The following is a 19,291-nucleotide window of genomic DNA, read 5'->3' on the forward strand; positions in this document are numbered from 1 at the left end:
CCTCTCCTCCTTTTCAAGTTTTATTATCGCTAGCAGGTTCTCTTATGCAGTCAGTTCAAGGTACAGATGTTATGCCATCTACAACAACGAGCTTGCCATCAAGTAAAAGCGTATTCATCAAATGGGGCGTATTGGCCTCTGTCGGTATTGTTAATGGCTACGCAACCGTTCTTATGTATTCTCGTGGTGAGACGGCTTTTGCGCTACTTACCCTTATTTTAACCGCTCTGGCGTTGTACATTTTTGGTAGTAAAAAGACGTACGCACACCGTTACATTTATCCAGGCATCGCAGGCATGATTCTATTCATCCTGTTTCCACTTGCTTACACGGTCAGTCTTGCTTTCACTAACTACAGTGCGAAAAACCAACTTTCATTTGACCGTGCCCAAGTGGTACTCATGGATCGTACATTCCAAAGTGGGGATAGCTATCCATTCACTCTGTATAAAACAGAGACAGGTCACCTTCTTTCAATCAAGAAGGGCGATCAACTGCTAGCAACCGATGTTTTTGACCTTGCTTCCCTGACAGCAACCGATATGGATTTGAAGCCTGTTGACTCGATTGAGGGTGATAAGGAACAAATTAAGACGATTATCAGCAACAAAGTGGCACTGGGTAATCTCGACCTGCACCTTCCCAATGGTGACGATATCCGCATGAGCGGCTTGCGTAAGTTCGCTGCGGTTGTGCCGCTCTACACGATGCAAGATGACGGTGAGACGCTTTACAACAACCGTACTGGTGAAACTCTACGTCCAAACATGGAAATTGGTTTCTACCAACCTGTTGACGAGAATGGCCAATTTATTGGTGCGACGGTATCGCCTGGTTTTGTTGTCGACATTGGTGCGAAGAACTTTGAGCGAGTTTGGAAAGACGAAGGCATTAAAGAACCGTTTGTCAGCATCTTCATTTGGACAATTCTTTTCTCAGCGTTGACCGTTGGTCTTACGGTGATCATTGGTCTGGTACTTGCGAGTATCGTTCAATGGGAAGAGATCAAGGGCCGTGCAATCTACCGAGTGTTGCTGATTTTGCCTTACGCGGTGCCAGCGTTTATCTCAATCCTAATCTTTAAAGGTTTGTTTAACCAAAGCTTTGGTGAGATCAACATGGTGCTCGAAGCACTATTTGGTATCAGCCCATCGTGGTTCTCCGATCCGCTAATGGCGAAGGCAATGATAGTCATCGTCAACACATGGTTAGGTTTTCCTTACATGATGATACTGTGTATGGGTCTGCTTAAAGCGATTCCGGATGACCTTTACGAAGCCTCGGCAATTGATGGTGCTAACTTCTTTGATAACTTCCGTACTATCACATTACCGCTGATGATCAAGCCGCTTACTCCGTTGCTTATTGCGAGTTTCGCGTTCAACTTTAACAACTTTGTTCTAATTCAGTTGTTGACTCAAGGTGGACCAAACATGATTGGTACTTCTGAGCCAGCGGGTTACACCGACCTACTTGTAAGTTACACCTACCGTATCGCTTTTGAAGGTAGCGGTGGTCAGGACTTCGGTCTAGCAAGTGCTATCGCAACGCTTATCTTCCTATTGGTTGGTGGATTGGCACTACTCAACTTACGCTTCACTAAGCTGTCTCAAGATTAAGGAGTACTGACAATGGCAATGGTACAAGGTAAGTCACTTAAATACCGCGTATGGGCGACGCATATTGCCCTATGGATTTTCTTGTCAGCGATTATCTTCCCACTACTGATGGTGGTTGCGATCTCATTCCGTGAAGGTAACTTCGCAACGGGTAGCTTAATTCCAGATAATCCGTCTCTGGAGCACTGGAAACTGGCACTAGGTTTCTCTGTTACAAATGCTGATGGCTCTGTCACACCACCGCCGTTCCCTGTTCTTACTTGGTTGTGGAACTCGGTGAAAGTTGCGGGTATTACATCTGTACTTATTGTGGCTCTGTCTACAACTTCAGCGTACGCTTTTGCTCGTATGCGTTTTAAAGGCAAAGAAACGATTCTGAAAGCAATGATGATTTTTCAGATGTTCCCAGCCGTGCTAGCGCTTGTGGCACTTTATGCGCTGTTTGATAAGTTGGGTCAGTACATTCCGTTCCTTGGTTTGAACACCCACGGTGGTCTAATTTTCTCTTACCTTGGTGGTATCGCACTGCATGTTTGGACTATCAAAGGGTACTTTGAAACGATTGACACCTCGCTGGAAGAAGCTGCAGCTCTTGATGGCGCGACACCTTGGCAGGCGTTTAGATTGGTACTACTCCCTCTTTCTGTGCCAATTCTTGCGGTAGTGTTTATTCTGTCGTTCATTGGTGTTGTAGGAGAAGTTCCTGTGGCGTCGTTGCTACTTTCTGATGTAAACTCTTACACATTAGCAGTTGGTATGCAGCAATACCTCTACCCTCAAAACTATTTGTGGGGCGATTTTGCAGCGGCAGCAGTACTGTCTGCCTTACCAATAACCATCGTATTCTTACTTGCTCAGCGCTGGTTGGTCGGAGGATTGACCGCCGGTGGTGTGAAAGGTTAATAAGAACGATAAGGGCGACCGCAAGGTCGCCCATTTGTTTCTCTGCTTAACACTTTTGGTTTGGCCGCCGATCAGTTAAGAAGAGAGCATAACTGGCGTTACGCATAGCTGGCTGTTAGCTAGATTCCTTACTATTTACTACTAACAGTTTTTGTAACCATTACCCGGCTTGTCCGGGTATTTTTATGCCTGAAACTCAGCTACCAAGGGATTATACGGAGGCAAAAATGGAACGGCAGTGGCGAATAGCTGTGTTGCGAGGAGGCGGTGATTACAAAATGCAACGCATAGACGCGTTGCAGATAGTTGCGGCAAAAAGCACAGAAATGCTAGGGTTTATAGCTCGCGGTTAGAAGGAGCACAGCCTAAATGTTGCAGAAGCACGTAGATACTTTCCTGTGATAACGCCACTTTACGAAAGAGATCAGCAAACAGCTCATCACCACCGAAGCAAGTACGAATGTAGTGGTTAATCTCTGTGTCGTTATATCCTTCAACGTACATTGTTCTCACCCATTGATATTCGATCGCTTTAAGGTTTAACAGCGTTGTTTCGCTCAATGTGGTTTGACTCAGGTTCAAGGTCTATTCCTTCAATTGTTTCTGTGCTCAAGGATTTAAACAAAGAAACATGAAAGAAAAATGACAGAGGTTGGGTTGTGATGTCAAAACACTCTCTGCCACCACAACCGTGTGTTGAACGGGTTATTTTAGATACTTGACGTGAGCTTCCATCTCTTCACCAATCTGCTTGCGCATATTCATCAGACGGATGGCTGAGTCGCGTAATTCAATGTCTTCAGGTGTCTCTGGAATCCATTCTGGAACAGAAGTTGGTGTTCCAGTCTCATCCACTGCTACCATAATCACGATACAGTGAGTTGTAAGACGATTTTTGAGCTCTTTAGGATCGCAAGCCTGTACATCTATGGCGATATGCATAGAGCTTCGACCTGTGTAAATCACTTTAGCACTGACTTCGACCAAGTTACCCACATGAATAGGTTGAACAAAGCGAATTCCGCCTGCGTAGGCAGTAATACAATACTTACCACTCCATCCGGCCGCATTAGCGTATGCCGCTAAATCTATCCATTTCATAACGGCGCCACCATGGACTTTACCGCCAAAGTTAACATCTCCGGGCTCAGCTAGAAAACGTAAGGTTATATCTCGTTGACCAGTACTCATCTGTCAATCCTTATTGTTATAGGTGTGTTTGCGACTCGCTAAAATACTAGATAACAAAGCTGTCAATTATCTGCAACATCTATTGGAGTTTAGACGCAAAAACAAGGTCTGAAGCTTGATATTGTAGTCGTATGCAGGTTTAAGAAGTCTCATTTTTGATACGCGTAGGGAATGAGGTATTGCCCTACATTATTTGTTCGTTAAATGTGTATAAATACGCGTCAGTTATGAAATCGGCTGCTAAGAAAATCGTTTGTTTTCATGCAGGATTCGAATAGACAAGAGAGATAATATGAAGTTATTTACGGCTAGAAAAACATATTTGGCTGCAGCGGTACTCGGTATGTCTGCGTTATTAAGTGCATGTAGCCCGGCAGACAAAGTTGATACTGCAAACAGTTCACCCGCGCCATCAGGTACGCTGTATTTGGGGGGCTCTGTGATTACCATGAACGATGAGCAGCCGAGAGCGGAAGCCGTGTTTGCTGATGATCAAGGTCAGATTCTATTTGTTGGTCAAGAAGATAAGGCGAAAGCGCTTTATCCGAGCGCGAAAGTGGTTGATCTCGGTGATAAAGTGATTATGCCAGGCTTTATAGAGCAACATCTTCACCCCTTCTTAGGTGCTCTTACATTGAGCATGCCAGTGATCGCTCCAGAAGAGTGGCAACTTCCAAGCCGCACATGGCCAGCTGTTGAAGGTCATGAGGAATATCTAGCTGCACTCAAAACGGTTGAAGCTGAACTGACTGATCCCAATGAGGTGCTTTGGACATGGGGCTATAACAATTTTTTCCATGGTGAGCTAAATCGCCAGGTACTGGATAGCGTTTCCAAAACTCGCCCGATCGCCGTTTGGCACCGTTCGGCGCACGAATTCTATGTTAATAGCGCCTTTGTCGAACGCTATGGTCTTAATCAACAGGATATAGATACACTTGGCACTGAAGTGCAAGGGCAATCTGATCTTGCTAACGGCCATTTCTGGGAAGGTGGGGCGCTTATTTACTTACTGCCACGTATCTACAAAGATCTTGGCAATCAGGAAAGATTCGAGTTTGGTCTAAATCAGATGGTTGAGATGCTGCATCAAAAAGGTGTCACAGCCTACAATGAGCCTGGGGCATTTATCCCAGCTGAGATGACAGAAACGTATCTGAGAATATTAGGCGCAGAATCGACGCCTATGTATTCCTTCTTTACACCTGAGAGCAAAACGCCTTTCCTAATGAAGGGTAAAGAAGGCGTGGTTAAAGCAGTCGAAGAGGTGACTAAAACCTTACCTGAAGAGGGGAAAGTCCGTTACTTCGACAAGCAGATTAAGATCTTGTTTGATGGCGCAATCATTTCACAACTGATGAAAATGAAAGATGGCTACTTGGATGGTCACCATGGTGAGTGGATTCAAACACCAGAAGATGTTGAAGCTATTACGAAAGCGTTCTGGGAAAAAGATTACCAGATCCTTGTACACGTCAATGGTGACGAAGGTGTTGAAAAACTAATAGAGATTATGAAACGTCGTCAGGCTGAATATCCTCGCGATGATCACCGCTTTACAATCGTTCACTTTGCAAACTCGACCGATGAGCAGATCAAAGAGTTGAAAAAGTTAGGGGCTATTATTAGCGTCAACCCATATTACGTTACTGGATTTGGCCAACGTTTCGGTGAGGTGGGTCTAGGCGAAGAGCGAGCTCACTCTATGGTGCGCCTAGCCACGATCGAGAAAGAAGGAATTCCTGTGTCACTTCACTCTGATATGCCAATGGCTCCATCAGATCCATTGTTGTTAGCGTGGAGTGCTGTCACACGTCAAACAAACCAAGGACAAGTCCTGCGTCCGGATCTGGCTTTGTCACTGGATGCAGCGCTTCGTGGCATTACGATTGAAGCGGCATACTCTTGGGGGATGGAAGATAGTCTGGGCAGTATTGAAGTCGGTAAAGTGGCGAACTTTACGATTCTAGATCAAGACCCGTACAAAGTGGATGTGCACAATCTTAAAGATATACCTGTCTACGCGACGGTATTTGAAAGCAAATTATTTCCTATCGATAAGTAACAATAACGCCCAACACTGTTGGGCGTTTTTTTTTAAACTTCTGTTCATGTTTGATTCATTTTGAGTTCGTTAAGCTAAAGCTAACTTAATAGAGGATTGATTATGAATAGAATGATTACTGGCGTATTTGCGCTTTTCATCGGTTTCTTTACCCTCATATTTGGCTTGATTCTAGCTATACCGCTAACGATAGCGGCGCTTATTACAGGTAAAAAACTCGAACGAGCAATTAAAATGAACAACCCTATGTTCAGCCAAGGTAACCGTAAAAACGTTATCGAGGGTGAATTTGAAGAAGTCTCCAAATAAAATCCGTAGCATAGACGGCACTTGATACTCTCCCGTGGTGAAAACAAAAAAGCCACTTCCATAAAACGGAAGTGGCAACTACGGGGGATTATTATAGGTATTAGTGTTGTGGAGTTTTGCTCCCGAGAAGGTGAGAGCGATATTCTGTTATAAGCTGGCTCTATTCAATAGAACCAGCTCATTTATCCCGCGAGATTATTTTGTAGGGAACGTTTTGTAACGAACACCCATCATCTGTTCCATACAGTGAACAACTTGGCAGCTGTAGCCGAATTCGTTGTCGTACCAAATGTATAGAACACAACGGTTATCTTGAGCAATCGTCGCCGCGCCATCAACGACACCAGCAAAACGAGAACCAACAAGGTCTGTTGATACGATTTCAGTAGATTCAGTGTAATCGATTTGAGCCGCTAGCTCAGAAGTGAGAGCGATTTCACGTAGGTAGTTGTTCAACTCTTCCTTGTTTGTCCCTTTTTCTAGGTTTAGGTTTGCAACAGCCATAGAGACGTTAGGAGTAGGTACTCGAATTGCGTTACCAGTTAGCTTACCTGCTAGTTCAGGTAGTGCTTTGGCAACCGCTTTCGCTGCACCCGTTTCAGTCAACACCATGTTTAGCGAAGCGCTACGACCACGACGCTCTCCTGAGTGGAAATTGTCAATTAGGTTTTGGTCGTTAGTGAACGAGTGAACGGTTTCAATGTGACCCGAAGTGACAGTGTATTTATCATTGATCGCTTTTAGTACCGGAGTAATAGCGTTCGTTGTACAGCTCGCCGCAGAAATAATCGTGTCTTCAGGTTGAATAACGCTGTCGTTAACACCGAACACAACGTTCTTAATGTCGCCTTTGCCTGGAGCCGTCAGCAGAACTTTTTCTGCGCCGTTACACTCTAGGTGTTGGCTCAGGCCTTCAGCATCACGCCATACACCTGTGTTATCAACAACGAGAGCGTTCTTGATACCATAGCTGGTGTAATCAACTTCTTGTGGTTTGTTTGCGTAGATAAACTGGATAAAGTTGCCATTTGCAATGATTGCTTTGCGCTCTTCATCAACAATGATGCTGCCATTGAACTGACCGTGAACAGAATCACGACGTAGCAAGCTGGCGCGTTTTTCTAGATCGCCTTTTTTACCACCACGAACGACAACGGCTTTTAATCTTAGTGGGTAGCCTGGGCCGCTTTTCTCAACAAGTAGACGAGTAAGCAGACGACCGATACGACCAAAGCCGTAAAGCACGACGTCACGTGGTTCCGTCACGCTCTTGCCATCCATAGCACCCATTAGAGAAGTGTGAAGGAAATCCTTTACGCCATGCTCATCGTCTCGTCCTTTCCAGAACTCGTGCGCAAGCTGACCAACGTCGACACGACATGGTGACAGTTCCATTTCAGAAAGCGCTTTAATCAGTGGAAGAGTTTGTTCTGGGGTAAGAGAAGTACCTGTGTAACGGCGTGCTAGACGGTGAGTTTTGATGATATCAATGGTTGCCGCGTTGACTAGTGTTTTACCGAAAAGTAAAACTTCTACGCCTTTCTGACGGTAAAGCTGACCAAGTAGGGGAGAAATAGATTCCGCAATCGTTTGGCTAGTTTGCCAGTCTAAAAGATGTTTCTCTGGACTCATGTTTCGTTTGGACCTTTCACGTTTTGGGGACTGACTCTACTTTGCTGTTGTAGGGGAGCAGGTAGAGATAAATAAACTATGTATTATTTTTGTAATTTTTATGCGGCAGGATTGTAAGGCCTAACATCTTATTCTGCTAGTAAAATTAATATGAGACCTAAAGGCTATAGATTGAGGGTGATTCGGTGAAAAATACTGTAATGAGTACGAGGGATCGCCTATTGACATTTTTAAAGGATGTGGCTTATTTCGTGATGAAAAATACTTGTCGCACATAAAATATGTAACAAGAATGCGATTTATCTCGTCTGTCTGTGATCAAAGTTGATTAATACACTTAAAAGGTAAACGATAAACCCACGGAAACGACATCGACTTTAGACGCGAGCGGTTTGCTCGGATCTTGCAACTGAGTAAACTGTCCACTGATCACGTTTTGCTCTCCTGTGAACCGTTGCCATTCGAAAGATGTATTGATTTGTGGTGTCCAGTCATAACGAAATCCGACCAAGTAGCTCTCGCTGGTTCTCGAAACCCGAGCCTGACCATATTGAATATAAGGTGTGATTTTCCCCAAACTGTAATCTAGCCCCGCATACCAGTTAGCACTAATATCCTTGGTTAAGATAGCTTCTGCTTGAAAGTGAAGGGCGTCGAAATAGTGGCTCAGACCAACGGAAAACATGTCCATTTTGTACACAGACTGTGCCGAAATAATGTTGGCTTCTGTTGCATCAACATTTACATACGCGAATCGAACTAAGTTATCGCCGTAGTACAACTCGGAAGAGAGCCCGATAGCTCGTGAAATATCAAGGTCGATACTTTGTCCGTAGTAGTGGTAATCGACTTGTCTGGGAAGTGCATAAAAGGGGCTGACGTTAAGTTGCAAGTCATCCCCTATAAAATATGACATATCTCCCGTAATGCCATCGTAGTAGGTGATTCCGAGGTTGTTGCTATAAATCTCCAACGGAAGACGGAGCCAGGGATAGGCACTCGAAACATAGTAGTATTCAGACATGATGAAGAGCGGGATCCGTAACCTGCCGGCGGTGATTCGAGCGTTACCCATCGCGTATTCAACAAATGCTCGTTCGATTTCAGGGGAAGAAAAGTGATCTTGAGGTCGTTTTACGACTTGAACGGTAGATCGGAAGTTCGCTCCCATCAGCCAGTCCATTTGAACCCCTAAGGTGGAATCACAATCAAAGCACCATTCGTTCGTAATATCTCGAGTGTCAATCACGGGTGTTGCATTGTCACTTTTTGCTGCTGAGATAGTGCCAAAGCCACTTAACTGTATGCTTTCATTGAAATTATATTGTGCAGAGCTGGTGTTAGGTATCAAAGCCGACGGTATCAAAATAGCCATGACCACTGCGCTATTCAGTGAATTTATAGATGACATAAGCGTCCTCTGGAAGTAAGTGTTCTGGAACATACGCAATTCCATTCGCGTTGTTCCTTAGCCAATTAACGATGACGATTTTTGATTCATCCTTTATTTCGATTGGCGCAACTGCATTGCCAGAAAAGGATTGCCTAGCCCAAATAGCCGACATTTGGCTAGGTGTTTTATTGAGTAATTGTTGGTAGAAGAGTGTTCGATAGGCAGAGTCGCGCGGAAGATCCATCAATCGGGTAGGAACGCCATTGATGCTGGATATTCGGCCTCGGTAGAGCATTTTGACTTGGTTTGAATGTAGCGCTTCTATCTCAGGATTCAGAGTAATGATGACAAACGTTTGTCCCATCACAGGCAGGCAGAGCCCCAGCAGAAGTGCAAACACCAGTAGTCTATTCAAAGAAATCCTCTCAACTGCTTATAAGAAACATGTTGTCTATCTCATTTTAGTACAACCAAGACGACCTACTTATACGAAATATCATGCGATGGTGTGAATGTTCATCTACGCTTATATTTCGTTAAACCAATTTGATTCAAGGAATGAATCCGGATGCGACTGACTAATATGTCTATCAAAACTAGACTATTTATCTTATGCCTCATACCTACTTTAGTAATCATTGCGTTCAGTGCCAATCAAGCGAAGGATTTTCAGGGCAGACTTCACAGCTACCAGCTTGTAGACGAAAAAAACACCACAATTAATTTGTTAACTGAGTTCACCAACCATTTGTCTACTGCTCTTAATAAGCGTTTGAACGGCCAAAATGCGTCGACGTCAATCAATATGGGGCAGGAGCTACTCCAACTTGTTGCCGTTACCGCTCATACTGAGAATCACGACCATCACGGTAAGCACACGGTTAATCAGGCACTTAGCTATATCGAAGAGTTACAACAACTCATGCCAGAGTTAGAGTCAGCGAGTCCTGAGTCAACGGTCGAGATTGGCCGGTTAATCTACACTGTCTACCATGACTTAATCATGGAAGTGCAATCGCTGGCTAGCCATGACTCTTCGATTGCGATTCACACCTTAGATTTGGTGCTTTCTGATTTGAGTTGGCTCTATTACTGGATGGAGAGAGAGGCTTGGCTGACTCAGGAAATCAACTGGTTCGGTTGGGTATACACAGATTATGCGGAGGAATACTTTCGAATCAGTGAAAGGCAGCAGTTCTATTTGGACAAATTTATTAATCTCGGCGCAGACTCTGAGCAGATAGACGTGCTACTCGACATTTTTGCTAGCCGAGATTTTCAACAAGGTCTGCTGGTTAAAGACCGACTACTGACTTTTTCTCAGAGTAACAATGTTCCAGAGGGCTTCGTTGATATCATCCAAAAGCGAAATAAAACCGTTGAACGACAACTGATTTTTTTCACCCAGCAGTTGCAAACCGAACTAAAATACGCCATCAGCAACGCGGAGCGAGCACTGTGGTTAATCGCAATTTTGGGCGTTACCATTTTTACGGTGATGTTTACGTGGGGATACAGCACTCTGATGCGAATCAACAGTAAGCTCGCAAAAATCATTCACGTAATGGGGCGCTTGAAAGAGAAAGATGGTGCGGAGCAGATACCTGTCGATGGTAAAGATGAATTTTCGGCGTTCGCCAGCGAGCTCAACCAAATCATAGAGCAACAAAAAGAGTATGAACAAAAACTGGTAACGGCAAAAGAAGATGCTGAGGCCGCCAGCAGAGCGAAAAGTGTCTTTCTTGCCAATATGTCCCATGAGATTCGCACGCCCCTAAACGGAATTATTGGCATGGCGGAAATACTCTCGGATAGTCATCTTTCGAGCAGCCAAAAAGAGATTTTGTCGGACATTGATACCTCGTCCCATGCTCTGCTAGTGCTGATCAACGATATTTTAGATTTGTCTAAGATTGAATCTGGAAACCTTGTGCTGTCAATTCATAGCGTCAGTTTACGAGAAATGGTGTTTGACACTATTAGTATGATTAGTTCAAAAGCACTAAAACAGGACATCGAATTGAAAGTTGAGTTCGCGGATGAACTTCCTAACCATATTGATATCGATGACTTTCGCTTTAAACAAGTTCTAATGAACTTGCTCAGTAACGCGGTGAAGTTCACTCAACAGGGATCGGTCAGTATTGAACTGGCAGCACAGGAAGGTTTCCTCGTTTGCCACGTTGCTGACAGTGGGGTGGGTATTTCACAGGAAAAACTGAGTGAAATTTTCAAGCCATTTACTCAAGAGGATGGCAGCATTACACGCAGATTTGGCGGGACGGGCTTAGGACTGGCGATATGCAGTCAATTAGTCGATATGATGCAAGGTACGATTTCTGTCAGTTCAACACTCGGTGTCGGTAGCCGTTTCACGGTGTCTGTGCCTTTGATTATCAGTGAAGAGCAACCCGCTATCTTTCAGCTGCATGAGCGTGTGTTGCTGGTGGTGAATGAATCCAAGTATCGCCAACTGGTTATCAAAGAGACGGTACGGTTAGGTGTTGAACTGGTGACGTGTGAAACCGTTGAAGATACCTTATCGGTTGATAACGAGTTTTCCTTGGTGCTCTACTGCATTAGTCAACAACGAAGTGCGAGACAGGACCTCATTCAGATAAGAGCTCGTTTTCCAAATTCGGAATTGATTGGTCTACATCATCATTTATACGCTGAGCCAGAACTGGAGGCTTTACTGTCAGCGCACATCACTTTACCTGTACTGGGGAGAAGATTGGAGTCGACACTTAAAAATGCGCTTGCCGTTAGGCATTCGGAGACTTTTACTCAGGATGACAGTTGGCAGGACAATCTCGATGTGCCAGTCAAGAAGGTGCTCATTGTAGAAGACAACCTTATGAATCAGAAAATCGCTTCCTTTTTCCTCAATAAAATGGGCATTGACTACACCATCACAAGCAATGGCCTCGATGCCTTAAATACAATCAAGTCCGGTGAGCGGTATTGTGCGATCTTGATGGACTGTATGATGCCGATCATGGACGGGTTAACCGCAACCAAGAAGATTCGAGAATGGGAGAAGGAGCAAGGCATAGGCAATACGCCGATTATTGCCTTGACGGCTAGCGTATTGCCTGAAGAAATTCAGAATTGTTTTGACGTTGGTATGGACGCTTATCTGCCTAAACCCTACAAATCACAACAATTGTTTGAGACCTTAGAGAGACTTCAGGTCACTTTTTAATTAAGGCTGACCAAGTTCGCTTAATGGCAGCCAGTTCACTTTCACGCCAGCTTGCAAAAACATCTCTTGGCTTACGGTGATTTTGTCTCCCCAACGGGATAGAAAGTCAGCCGTTTGCTCAGGACAGTGGACTGCGGAAATACCTGTCTGGATAATTTTGGCGGCGCAATTCGGGCAAGGAAAGTGAGTTACCCAGATTTCACATCCATCTAAATCACGCTTAGCAAACAAAATGGCGTTTTCTTCTGCGTGAAGCGTTTTCAAGTATTTCATCTCTCGATCATCTGTCATTGCGCTATCGGAAATACCGTGCGGGTAGCCATTGAAACCAACAGAGACAATTCGGTTCTGTTTAGTAATAACGGCGCCAACCTGAGTAGACGGATCTTTACTCCAAGAGCCGACTAATTCTGCCATTTGGTAAAAACGTTGAGCCCACTTAGAAATCATTGAGTCTGTCCTCTAAAAGATATCTGCCTAGAATTGAACTAAGTTAATTGAGTTCTGTGATATTGATCTGGTCATAATATCCTAATTTAAGTGCAGTTAGTCCAGAAAAAAGCGCTTATGTTTAGTGGATTCACTCTCGTACAAGGATGCTTAGTGATCTAAATCACCTTCTCAAAATGAACGAATGCAGTGATGCGCCTGTCACCTTGTGCGAGATCTCTCACAAGAGCGTGAGCATTGAGAGCTTGGTTGTTTGAGAAAAACAGTAAAATTAAGTGTAACTTATTAATATTAAATGTTTTGTATGTTTCTTGAGCAAAGGAAAATTTATCAAAAATGAAAATTTATCCGTTGTGAAAAAATACCGTTCGCTTAATCTTAATTTGTCGGCAGGATGCAGACACGGAACAGGAAAGACCCAAGGATAGGTCATCTTCAGGAAGAAGATTCGATTATTCAGGATGAATAATTGGCATGGAAAGCGAAGGACATTGGCTGGACGCTAGTAGCTAGGATGGTTACACAAGGAAAGACAATGGACGCTTAACGGACTAAGGCAATTGCTATCAGGATGATAGAATCAGGGACACCACTTAGGATTGAGTGATGAGAGTTAACTAGGATAGTTAACGGGCTGGATTGCCAAGGACACCGCTAGGAAGGCGATGATAAGGAAAGTGCTGAAGGATTCAGCGTACTATCAAGGAATAGATGCAGGGAGCACCTATTAGTAGCCGGATTGCTGCGAGTAAGAATAGACCCCACTAGGCGAAAGCTTAGTGGGGTTTTCTTTTGCCTGAAATTTTCTGTTACAAATGTGGATATTGCTTAGGTGTCGTTCCGGTGATTTACTAACACTTCCTAAGTAACAGAGGTTTATATCTTAAATGGACGACCCCTATAGTCGACTGAACACTTCCCTAACTTTCACAATCGTGGGAGTTAAACAATGTTAGAACTTTTCATGCAACCCGAAACATGGGTTATCTTTACGACACTGTTTGCCCTTGAGGTTGTCCTCGGTGTGGATAACGTTGTCTTTATCTCAGTTTTGTGTGAACGATTACCCGCACACCAACGTCAGTTAGCTCGCAACCTAGGTATCTCACTCGCGGTAGTGGCTCGGATTATTTTGGTTTTCTCGATTTCTTGGGTAATGTCGTTGACTCAGCCTCTGATCACGCTTGCGGACTACAGTTTGACCGGACGAGAGTTGATCATGATTGCTGGTGGTGCATTTCTGCTAGCTAAGAGTGGTAAAGAGCTGTGGGCATGGTTGACGCATCATGAAACCAATCACTCAACGCATATGAGAACCGGTCTTGCGGTAGTGTTACTTCAAATTGTTGCGGTCGATGCGGTGTTTTCAATGGATTCAGTGATTACTGCGGTTGGTCTGACTGACCAAGTGCCAATTATGGTCGCTGCGATCCTCGCATCAGCAGTGGTGATGGTGTTGACGGCTGAAAAGATTAACAATCTAGTGATCCGCTTCCCTGGTTTTAAAACACTGGCACTACTCTTTTTGATTTTGCTCGGCGGTCTGTTGTTGGCAGAAGGCTTTAATATTCACGTCAACAAAGGTTATGTCTACTTTGCAATGGTATTTGGCTTGGTGCTGGAAATGTGCCACATCCAGCTTAAAAAGAAGCAAACTATGCATCTGAATCAAGTGGCTAGACTCAAGAGAAAAGCGCTAGTCGCGTAACAGCGGTGAAAAATGGGAAGCCTATGCTTCCCATTTTTAGTTTGATTTGCTTAGCGCTTGAACGTCACGCGCTCAGTACTATCCAAATGTATTTCCGTTGTTGCAGGTTGAGTTTGTGCAATGATCTTACCGGCGCGTACAGAGTATCGAACAGGAACTTGACGTCGGACGGCATCAAAACCATTCTCAGCGGGTAGAATCAGCAAACTGCCAGGTTTATCGACTTCGATGCCATGCTTGTCGGTTATGTTTAGCGTACGTGCTGAGTTGGTGCTTATGAGAGCTAAACTGTTGTTAATTTGCTCGTAACCCATCACCTGACAAACATGCAGCCCCATATGAAGCACTTGTAGCATATTTGCCGTGCCCAACGGATACCAAGGGTCAAATACATCATCGTGTCCAAAACAGACATTGATATTGGCTGCCAGCATCTCTTTAACTCGTGTGACACCGCGACGCTTAGGGTAGTCATCAAAGCGTCCTTGAAGATGAATATTGACCAAAGGATTCGCCACAAAGTTGATGCCAGACATACGCAGCAAACGGAACAGGCGAGAAGCGTAAGCACCGTTGTATGAACCCATAGCCGTGGTATGACTCGCCGTCACCTTATGACCCATCTCATATTTGTGCGCGAGTGCGGCTAAGGTTTCTACAAAGCGTGACTGTTCGTCGTCAATTTCGTCACAGTGAACATCAATCAGGCAATCGTATTTACGTGCTAACTCGAAGGCATAATGAAGCGATTCGATGCCATATTCGCGAGTGAACTCGAAATGAGGGATTGCGCCAATCACGTCTGCGCCTAATTGTACTGCCTGCTCCATCAACTCTTTACCGTTTGGGTAGGAGAGTATTCCTTCTTGCGGGAAAGCGACGATTTGAATATCAACCCATGGTTTCATCTCTTCACGCAGCTCAACCATCGCTTTTAGCGCAGTAAGTGTTGGATCTGATACGTCAACGTGGGTACGGACGTGTTGGACACCATTGGCAATTTGCCATTTCAGAGTCTGTTTAGCGCGTGTTTTTACGTCATCAATAGAAAGCAATTCTTTGCGCTCAGCCCAGCGTTCAATCCCCTCAAACAATGTGCCTGAAATGTTCCAGTTAGGCTCACCGGCGGTTTGGGTGGTATCTAAGTGAATATGGGGTTCACAAAACGGCGCAACAGCTAATCCACCTTCTGCGTCGAGAAGATCTCCTTGGTAAGCCAAATCAGCATCGTTGTCTAAGATCTGCTTAAATTGACCATCTTCAATCAGGATCTGTTTCAAACCCTCTTGGTCTGACAGTTTTACGTTTTTGATCAATAGCGTTGTCATGATGCTTCCTTACGCTGCTTGTGTTTTCAGCGCGTGTTTGTTGAATAGTGGGTTTAGAAGTGCGTAGCAAAGTGCACCGCCAAGTACAGCGTTTAGCGGCACGACACCCGGAATAAATTTACCTGCCGCAACGCCAACTGCAACAGCAACAATACCAGCCCAGTTAACGGTTTTAAATTGGGCATTAGCAAAGTCTTTATAACGTTTACGGTTGATTATAAAGTCAGCAATGATTACGCCGCCAATTGGTGGGATTGCAGTCGATAAGAAGGTTAACCAGCCGACGAAGTTATTGTATAACCACAAAGCGAATATCGTTCCTACGAGGCCGTTGATTATAGACATTATGGTGCTTGAGCGGCCTGTAATGTTAGAGAAGCCTAGTCCCGATGCGTAGAGAGCGTTTTCATTGGTCGTCCAGATATTTAGACCCAGAACAATGATAGCCGGGATCAGCAATCCTTGCGCAATCATCACATCAGAAATGTCCGCTTGACCTGTTGCCGCCGCTCCGGCTGCACCAAAGATAAACATCAGTGAGTTACCAATAAAAAACGCCACCATGGTCACCAGTACCGCGCCAGCTGGCTTTTTGCCAAAACGAACGAAATCGGCGGTCAAGGTACCAGCACTGACGAATGAACCTACTACCATTGCTAATGCCACTGAGAAATCCATTGGGGTTTCAGGCTCAATAAGTTGAAGTTGTTCCAATCCGCCGACACTGTCGACTGCCATAGACACAGAGTAACTGCCAAGGATAGCGATTGCCGGTACCGCAACCGCTGAAAGTACCATTAACGCTTTAATTCCGAAGTAAACCGTTGCAGTCATTAACAGGCCAGAAATGATAATCAAGGTGTTGGTGTCAATTCCCGTTGCTTTGTGAACTGGAATGGCAAACATGGCAACACCGACACCAAACCAGCCCACTTGAGTGCCACCTAATAGAGCGGATGGAAGCCATGAGCCTTTAGTCCCAAATGAGAAACGTGCAAGAAGGTGAGTAGAGAGACCAGTAGAAGCGCCGATGTAGCCAAGAAAAGAAGTGTATATGCCAAGAATGAGGTTACCAATTAGGACTGCGAGGAAGAAATCGTCAAATGAGAGCCCCGTACCGAGTGAACCGCCTGTCCACATACTCGCGGAGAAAAATGTCAGTCCCAACATGACCATGGTCAGTGAAGCAACGCCTTTTCGAGCTGTGTCCGGTACTGGTCCTAGACTGTAGTTATTGTCCGCAGCCATCTATAACCTCCGCAAATAGATTGATGATGAAAAATTGTCAGTATATTTTAGGTAAACGGCGCGTATTATGTTGATATTTAAGTTGCTGTCAATTCTCAATGTACATGTTTTTGATTTATTACTATGTATGTCATTTTTATCTCTTTTAAAACAATATTTTATGATTTTTAATTGTTATGTTTATTTTGTGTTTATGAAGGTTTTTACCAAACTTAAATGCGATTAACTTCGTACAGCTATGGGTTTTTTCCTATAAATTATCATATATAGCATTCTGTAATGAGTGTTCGGTAGTGGCGGCCATTATCCTCAGATAAGCAAACGTTATCTTATAGGCATTGAGTTTTCTCTTAATTTGACCGGTTAATTTTTGAGCTCTGAATGGTGTTAATGTGGGCTTGTAGGGTGGATTTGGTTTAAAGGTGAAAAAAATGACTGTTTCTGATGTGGAGAGCCAATGGTTTGAGTCAGTTCTTCATATAACAAAAAGGCCAATCTCAAGATGGGAGATTGGCCAATATAAGTGTGAACAAATCAGGTTCACTAACAACGTCAGTTGGCTAGGTGACCCTCGGCTTAAAAAGGGTCAAGCATACTATTGCAGTATATGTGCCAGCTTTAATAGCGACTAATTGCGCTAAAACGGCGGTTATTTGCAGATATTTACGCTTGTTTTTGCATATTGAAATTGCAAAATGCAACTCATGTCATATTTGCTAATTCTTCCTTTAGAGCATGACCAAACTCGCCGTGCCAAGAAAAGCAAAGAAGCCAACGACGTCCGTGACTGTGGTTAGGATTACTGAGCCTGCAAGAGCGGGATCCAACTTAAGTTTATCCAGTGCGATTGGAATCAGGACCCCGAACATAGCAGCGGTAATGATGTTGACTATGATGGCTAAGGCGATCGTTGCCCCGAGGATTGATGACTGAAACCATAAGCCAGCAATCGCGCCGATGATCAATGCCCACAGCAGTCCGTTGATCGAACCAATGCCAATTTCATTCTTAAGCAGCGCCCAACGGTTACCCGTTGTGATCTGATTAAGTGCCATAGCGCGGATCATCAGGGTAAGGGTTTGGCTACCCGCGATACCGCCCATAGAGGCAACAATCGGCATTAAAACGGCCAAAGCCACGACTTGGGCGATGACATCTTCAAACAACCCGATGGTGACAGAGGCTAAAATCGCCGTCATTAGGTTGATACCAAGCCAAACACCACGTTTCTGCGAGCTCTTTACAACCGGAGCAAACAGGTCATCGCCTTCGTCCATACCGGTACCGGCCATCAATCGCGCTTCGTAGATTTCGCGTTGGCTGCTAAGAGCAAATTGCCAATCTATTTCACCAACCAGCAATTGTGATTCGTCAGTGACGGGCATAACTGGAAGAGGGGAGTGCTCCAAAGCATCGATACTTTCCGCCAAACTCAGCTTAGCACTGAGGGTCACGATATTGTCTAGTGCGAGATTTTTCAGTCTCTCAACAGGATCGGCGCGTAGTAGATCGATGTAACTTACCACGCCACGAAACTGTTTAGCTTTATTGATTAAGTAGATTTGTTGCGGTGCGTCATAGCTGTATCGCTCCATCAACCCTTTCGCTTTTTCGACCGAAATACTAAAAGGTAACGTCACTACTTTACGTTCTGCCCAACGACCTAATTCATCGTCTTGGTACTGGTTTGCTTGATCGTAGAGCTCAAGTTCGTCCTTTTCGATTAACTGCAAGGCTTCGTTGATGATCTCTTCAGGAAGAGAATCTGCCCATTCGATAAGCGATAAGTTGTCGAGTTTTGCTAGAGTTAGCTTCAACTCGGTTTCAGAAAGCTGGTCGATGATAGAATGACGTACTTCTGCACGGGCATCGGTCAATGCATCGATATGCAGTTCAAGAGGAAGACTGCGCCATAAACGCACACGATCCTCTAGGGGAAAGGCTTCAAGAACCAGTGCAATAGAGCCGGAATCTAAACCAAGTTCGATCGCGTTATTAAGAATGCTAATCTGATCGGCTTCATCTGCTTGCGCGATCTGCGCAATAAGGGTGGAGAGATCTTGGAACTGGCTCACTAACTACCTCGTTGTTTATACGGAGATTCTGTTTATCACGGTAGTTGAAATTAGCAGAAAAACAATACACTAGCGAGTCACAGACAATAGTTTGAGCATTGGATTGAGGTTGAGTGGTCGTTTTTAAGCCACATTAATCGCTGGTGAAACAAAAACCGCCAGACG

The 19,291-nt window shown here is 44.5% G+C and carries 15 protein-coding genes; 6 read left to right on the plus strand and 9 right to left on the minus strand.

Annotation, left to right across the window (positions count from 1 at the left end; all coding sequences use genetic code 11):
• Positions 1-44: 44 nt before the first annotated feature.
• Positions 45-1,619: a maltose ABC transporter permease MalF gene (malF, locus tag ACQEXP_RS12100; RefSeq protein WP_426970117.1), complete on the plus strand. Its 1,575-nt coding sequence runs from the start codon at positions 45-47 to the stop codon at positions 1,617-1,619.
• Between the two features lie 12 nt (positions 1,620-1,631).
• Positions 1,632-2,522 (plus strand): maltose ABC transporter permease MalG, encoded by an 891-nt coding sequence (malG, locus tag ACQEXP_RS12105; RefSeq protein WP_138973193.1) that lies wholly within the window; start codon positions 1,632-1,634, stop codon positions 2,520-2,522.
• 336 nt (positions 2,523-2,858) lie between these two features.
• Here the strand turns inward: malG and ACQEXP_RS12110 are convergent, their stop codons facing one another.
• Together ACQEXP_RS12110 and ACQEXP_RS12115 are read right to left on the minus strand one after the other, a co-directional pair.
• Positions 2,859-3,104 (minus strand): hypothetical protein, encoded by a 246-nt coding sequence (locus ACQEXP_RS12110; protein WP_269375684.1) that lies wholly within the window; start codon positions 3,102-3,104, stop codon positions 2,859-2,861.
• A gap of 123 nt (positions 3,105-3,227) precedes the next feature.
• Entirely contained in the window at positions 3,228-3,713 is a 486-nt protein-coding gene (locus ACQEXP_RS12115) for an acyl-CoA thioesterase (RefSeq protein ID WP_269375683.1), read from the minus strand.
• A 292-nt stretch (positions 3,714-4,005) separates the two neighbouring features.
• On the opposite strand from ACQEXP_RS12115, the gene ACQEXP_RS12120 reads away from it, so the two are divergent.
• Together ACQEXP_RS12120 and ACQEXP_RS12125 are read left to right on the plus strand one after the other, a co-directional pair.
• Complete coding sequence (locus tag ACQEXP_RS12120) at positions 4,006-5,778, plus strand: amidohydrolase (RefSeq protein ID WP_426970119.1); 1,773 nt, start codon at positions 4,006-4,008, stop codon at positions 5,776-5,778.
• Positions 5,779-5,880: 102 nt separating this feature from the next.
• Positions 5,881-6,087, plus strand: coding sequence for a hypothetical protein (locus ACQEXP_RS12125; protein WP_269375681.1), 207 nt, complete (start codon positions 5,881-5,883; stop codon positions 6,085-6,087).
• A gap of 195 nt (positions 6,088-6,282) precedes the next feature.
• Here ACQEXP_RS12125 and ACQEXP_RS12130 read toward each other — a convergent pair whose 3' ends face one another.
• From ACQEXP_RS12130 to ACQEXP_RS12140, 3 genes are all read right to left on the minus strand, one after another.
• Positions 6,283-7,719 (minus strand): glyceraldehyde-3-phosphate dehydrogenase, encoded by a 1,437-nt coding sequence (locus ACQEXP_RS12130; protein WP_269375680.1) that lies wholly within the window; start codon positions 7,717-7,719, stop codon positions 6,283-6,285.
• Between the two features lie 337 nt (positions 7,720-8,056).
• Positions 8,057-9,130 carry a sulfate ABC transporter permease gene (locus tag ACQEXP_RS12135; protein WP_269375679.1) on the minus strand — a complete coding sequence of 358 codons (1,074 nt, stop codon included), beginning with the start codon at positions 9,128-9,130 and terminating at the stop codon, positions 8,057-8,059.
• Entirely contained in the window at positions 9,105-9,527 is a 423-nt protein-coding gene (locus tag ACQEXP_RS12140) for a hypothetical protein (RefSeq protein WP_426970122.1), read from the minus strand. Before ACQEXP_RS12140 ends, ACQEXP_RS12135 begins: the two co-directional genes overlap by 26 nt.
• 153 nt (positions 9,528-9,680) lie before the next feature.
• On the opposite strand from ACQEXP_RS12140, the gene ACQEXP_RS12145 reads away from it, so the two are divergent.
• Positions 9,681-12,317: an ATP-binding protein gene (locus tag ACQEXP_RS12145; RefSeq protein ID WP_426970124.1), complete on the plus strand. Its 2,637-nt coding sequence runs from the start codon at positions 9,681-9,683 to the stop codon at positions 12,315-12,317.
• Here the strand turns inward: ACQEXP_RS12145 and ACQEXP_RS12150 are convergent, their stop codons facing one another.
• Positions 12,318-12,767, minus strand: a complete 450-nt coding sequence (locus ACQEXP_RS12150; protein WP_138973198.1) for a dCMP deaminase family protein — start codon at positions 12,765-12,767, stop codon at positions 12,318-12,320.
• 949 nt (positions 12,768-13,716) lie between these two features.
• Here ACQEXP_RS12150 and ACQEXP_RS12155 point away from each other — a divergent pair.
• Positions 13,717-14,475 carry a TerC family protein gene (locus ACQEXP_RS12155; RefSeq protein WP_426970126.1) on the plus strand — a complete coding sequence of 253 codons (759 nt, stop codon included), beginning with the start codon at positions 13,717-13,719 and terminating at the stop codon, positions 14,473-14,475.
• 50 nt (positions 14,476-14,525) lie between these two features.
• Here ACQEXP_RS12155 and ACQEXP_RS12160 read toward each other — a convergent pair whose 3' ends face one another.
• The 3 genes from ACQEXP_RS12160 to ACQEXP_RS12170 form a co-directional block, all read right to left on the minus strand.
• Positions 14,526-15,803, minus strand: coding sequence for a cytosine deaminase (locus tag ACQEXP_RS12160; RefSeq protein ID WP_426970128.1), 1,278 nt, complete (start codon positions 15,801-15,803; stop codon positions 14,526-14,528).
• 9 nt (positions 15,804-15,812) lie between these two features.
• Positions 15,813-17,051: a cytosine permease gene (gene codB, locus ACQEXP_RS12165; protein WP_426970130.1), complete on the minus strand. Its 1,239-nt coding sequence runs from the start codon at positions 17,049-17,051 to the stop codon at positions 15,813-15,815.
• A 728-nt stretch (positions 17,052-17,779) separates the two neighbouring features.
• A complete protein-coding gene (locus ACQEXP_RS12170) occupies positions 17,780-19,126 on the minus strand; it encodes a magnesium transporter (protein ID WP_269375673.1) in 1,347 nt (448 codons plus the stop codon).
• Between the last annotated feature and the right edge of the window lie 165 nt (positions 19,127-19,291).

It is taken from the genome of Vibrio sp. TRT 1302 (genome assembly GCF_050113875.1).
Lineage (GTDB): Bacteria > Pseudomonadota > Gammaproteobacteria > Enterobacterales > Vibrionaceae > Vibrio.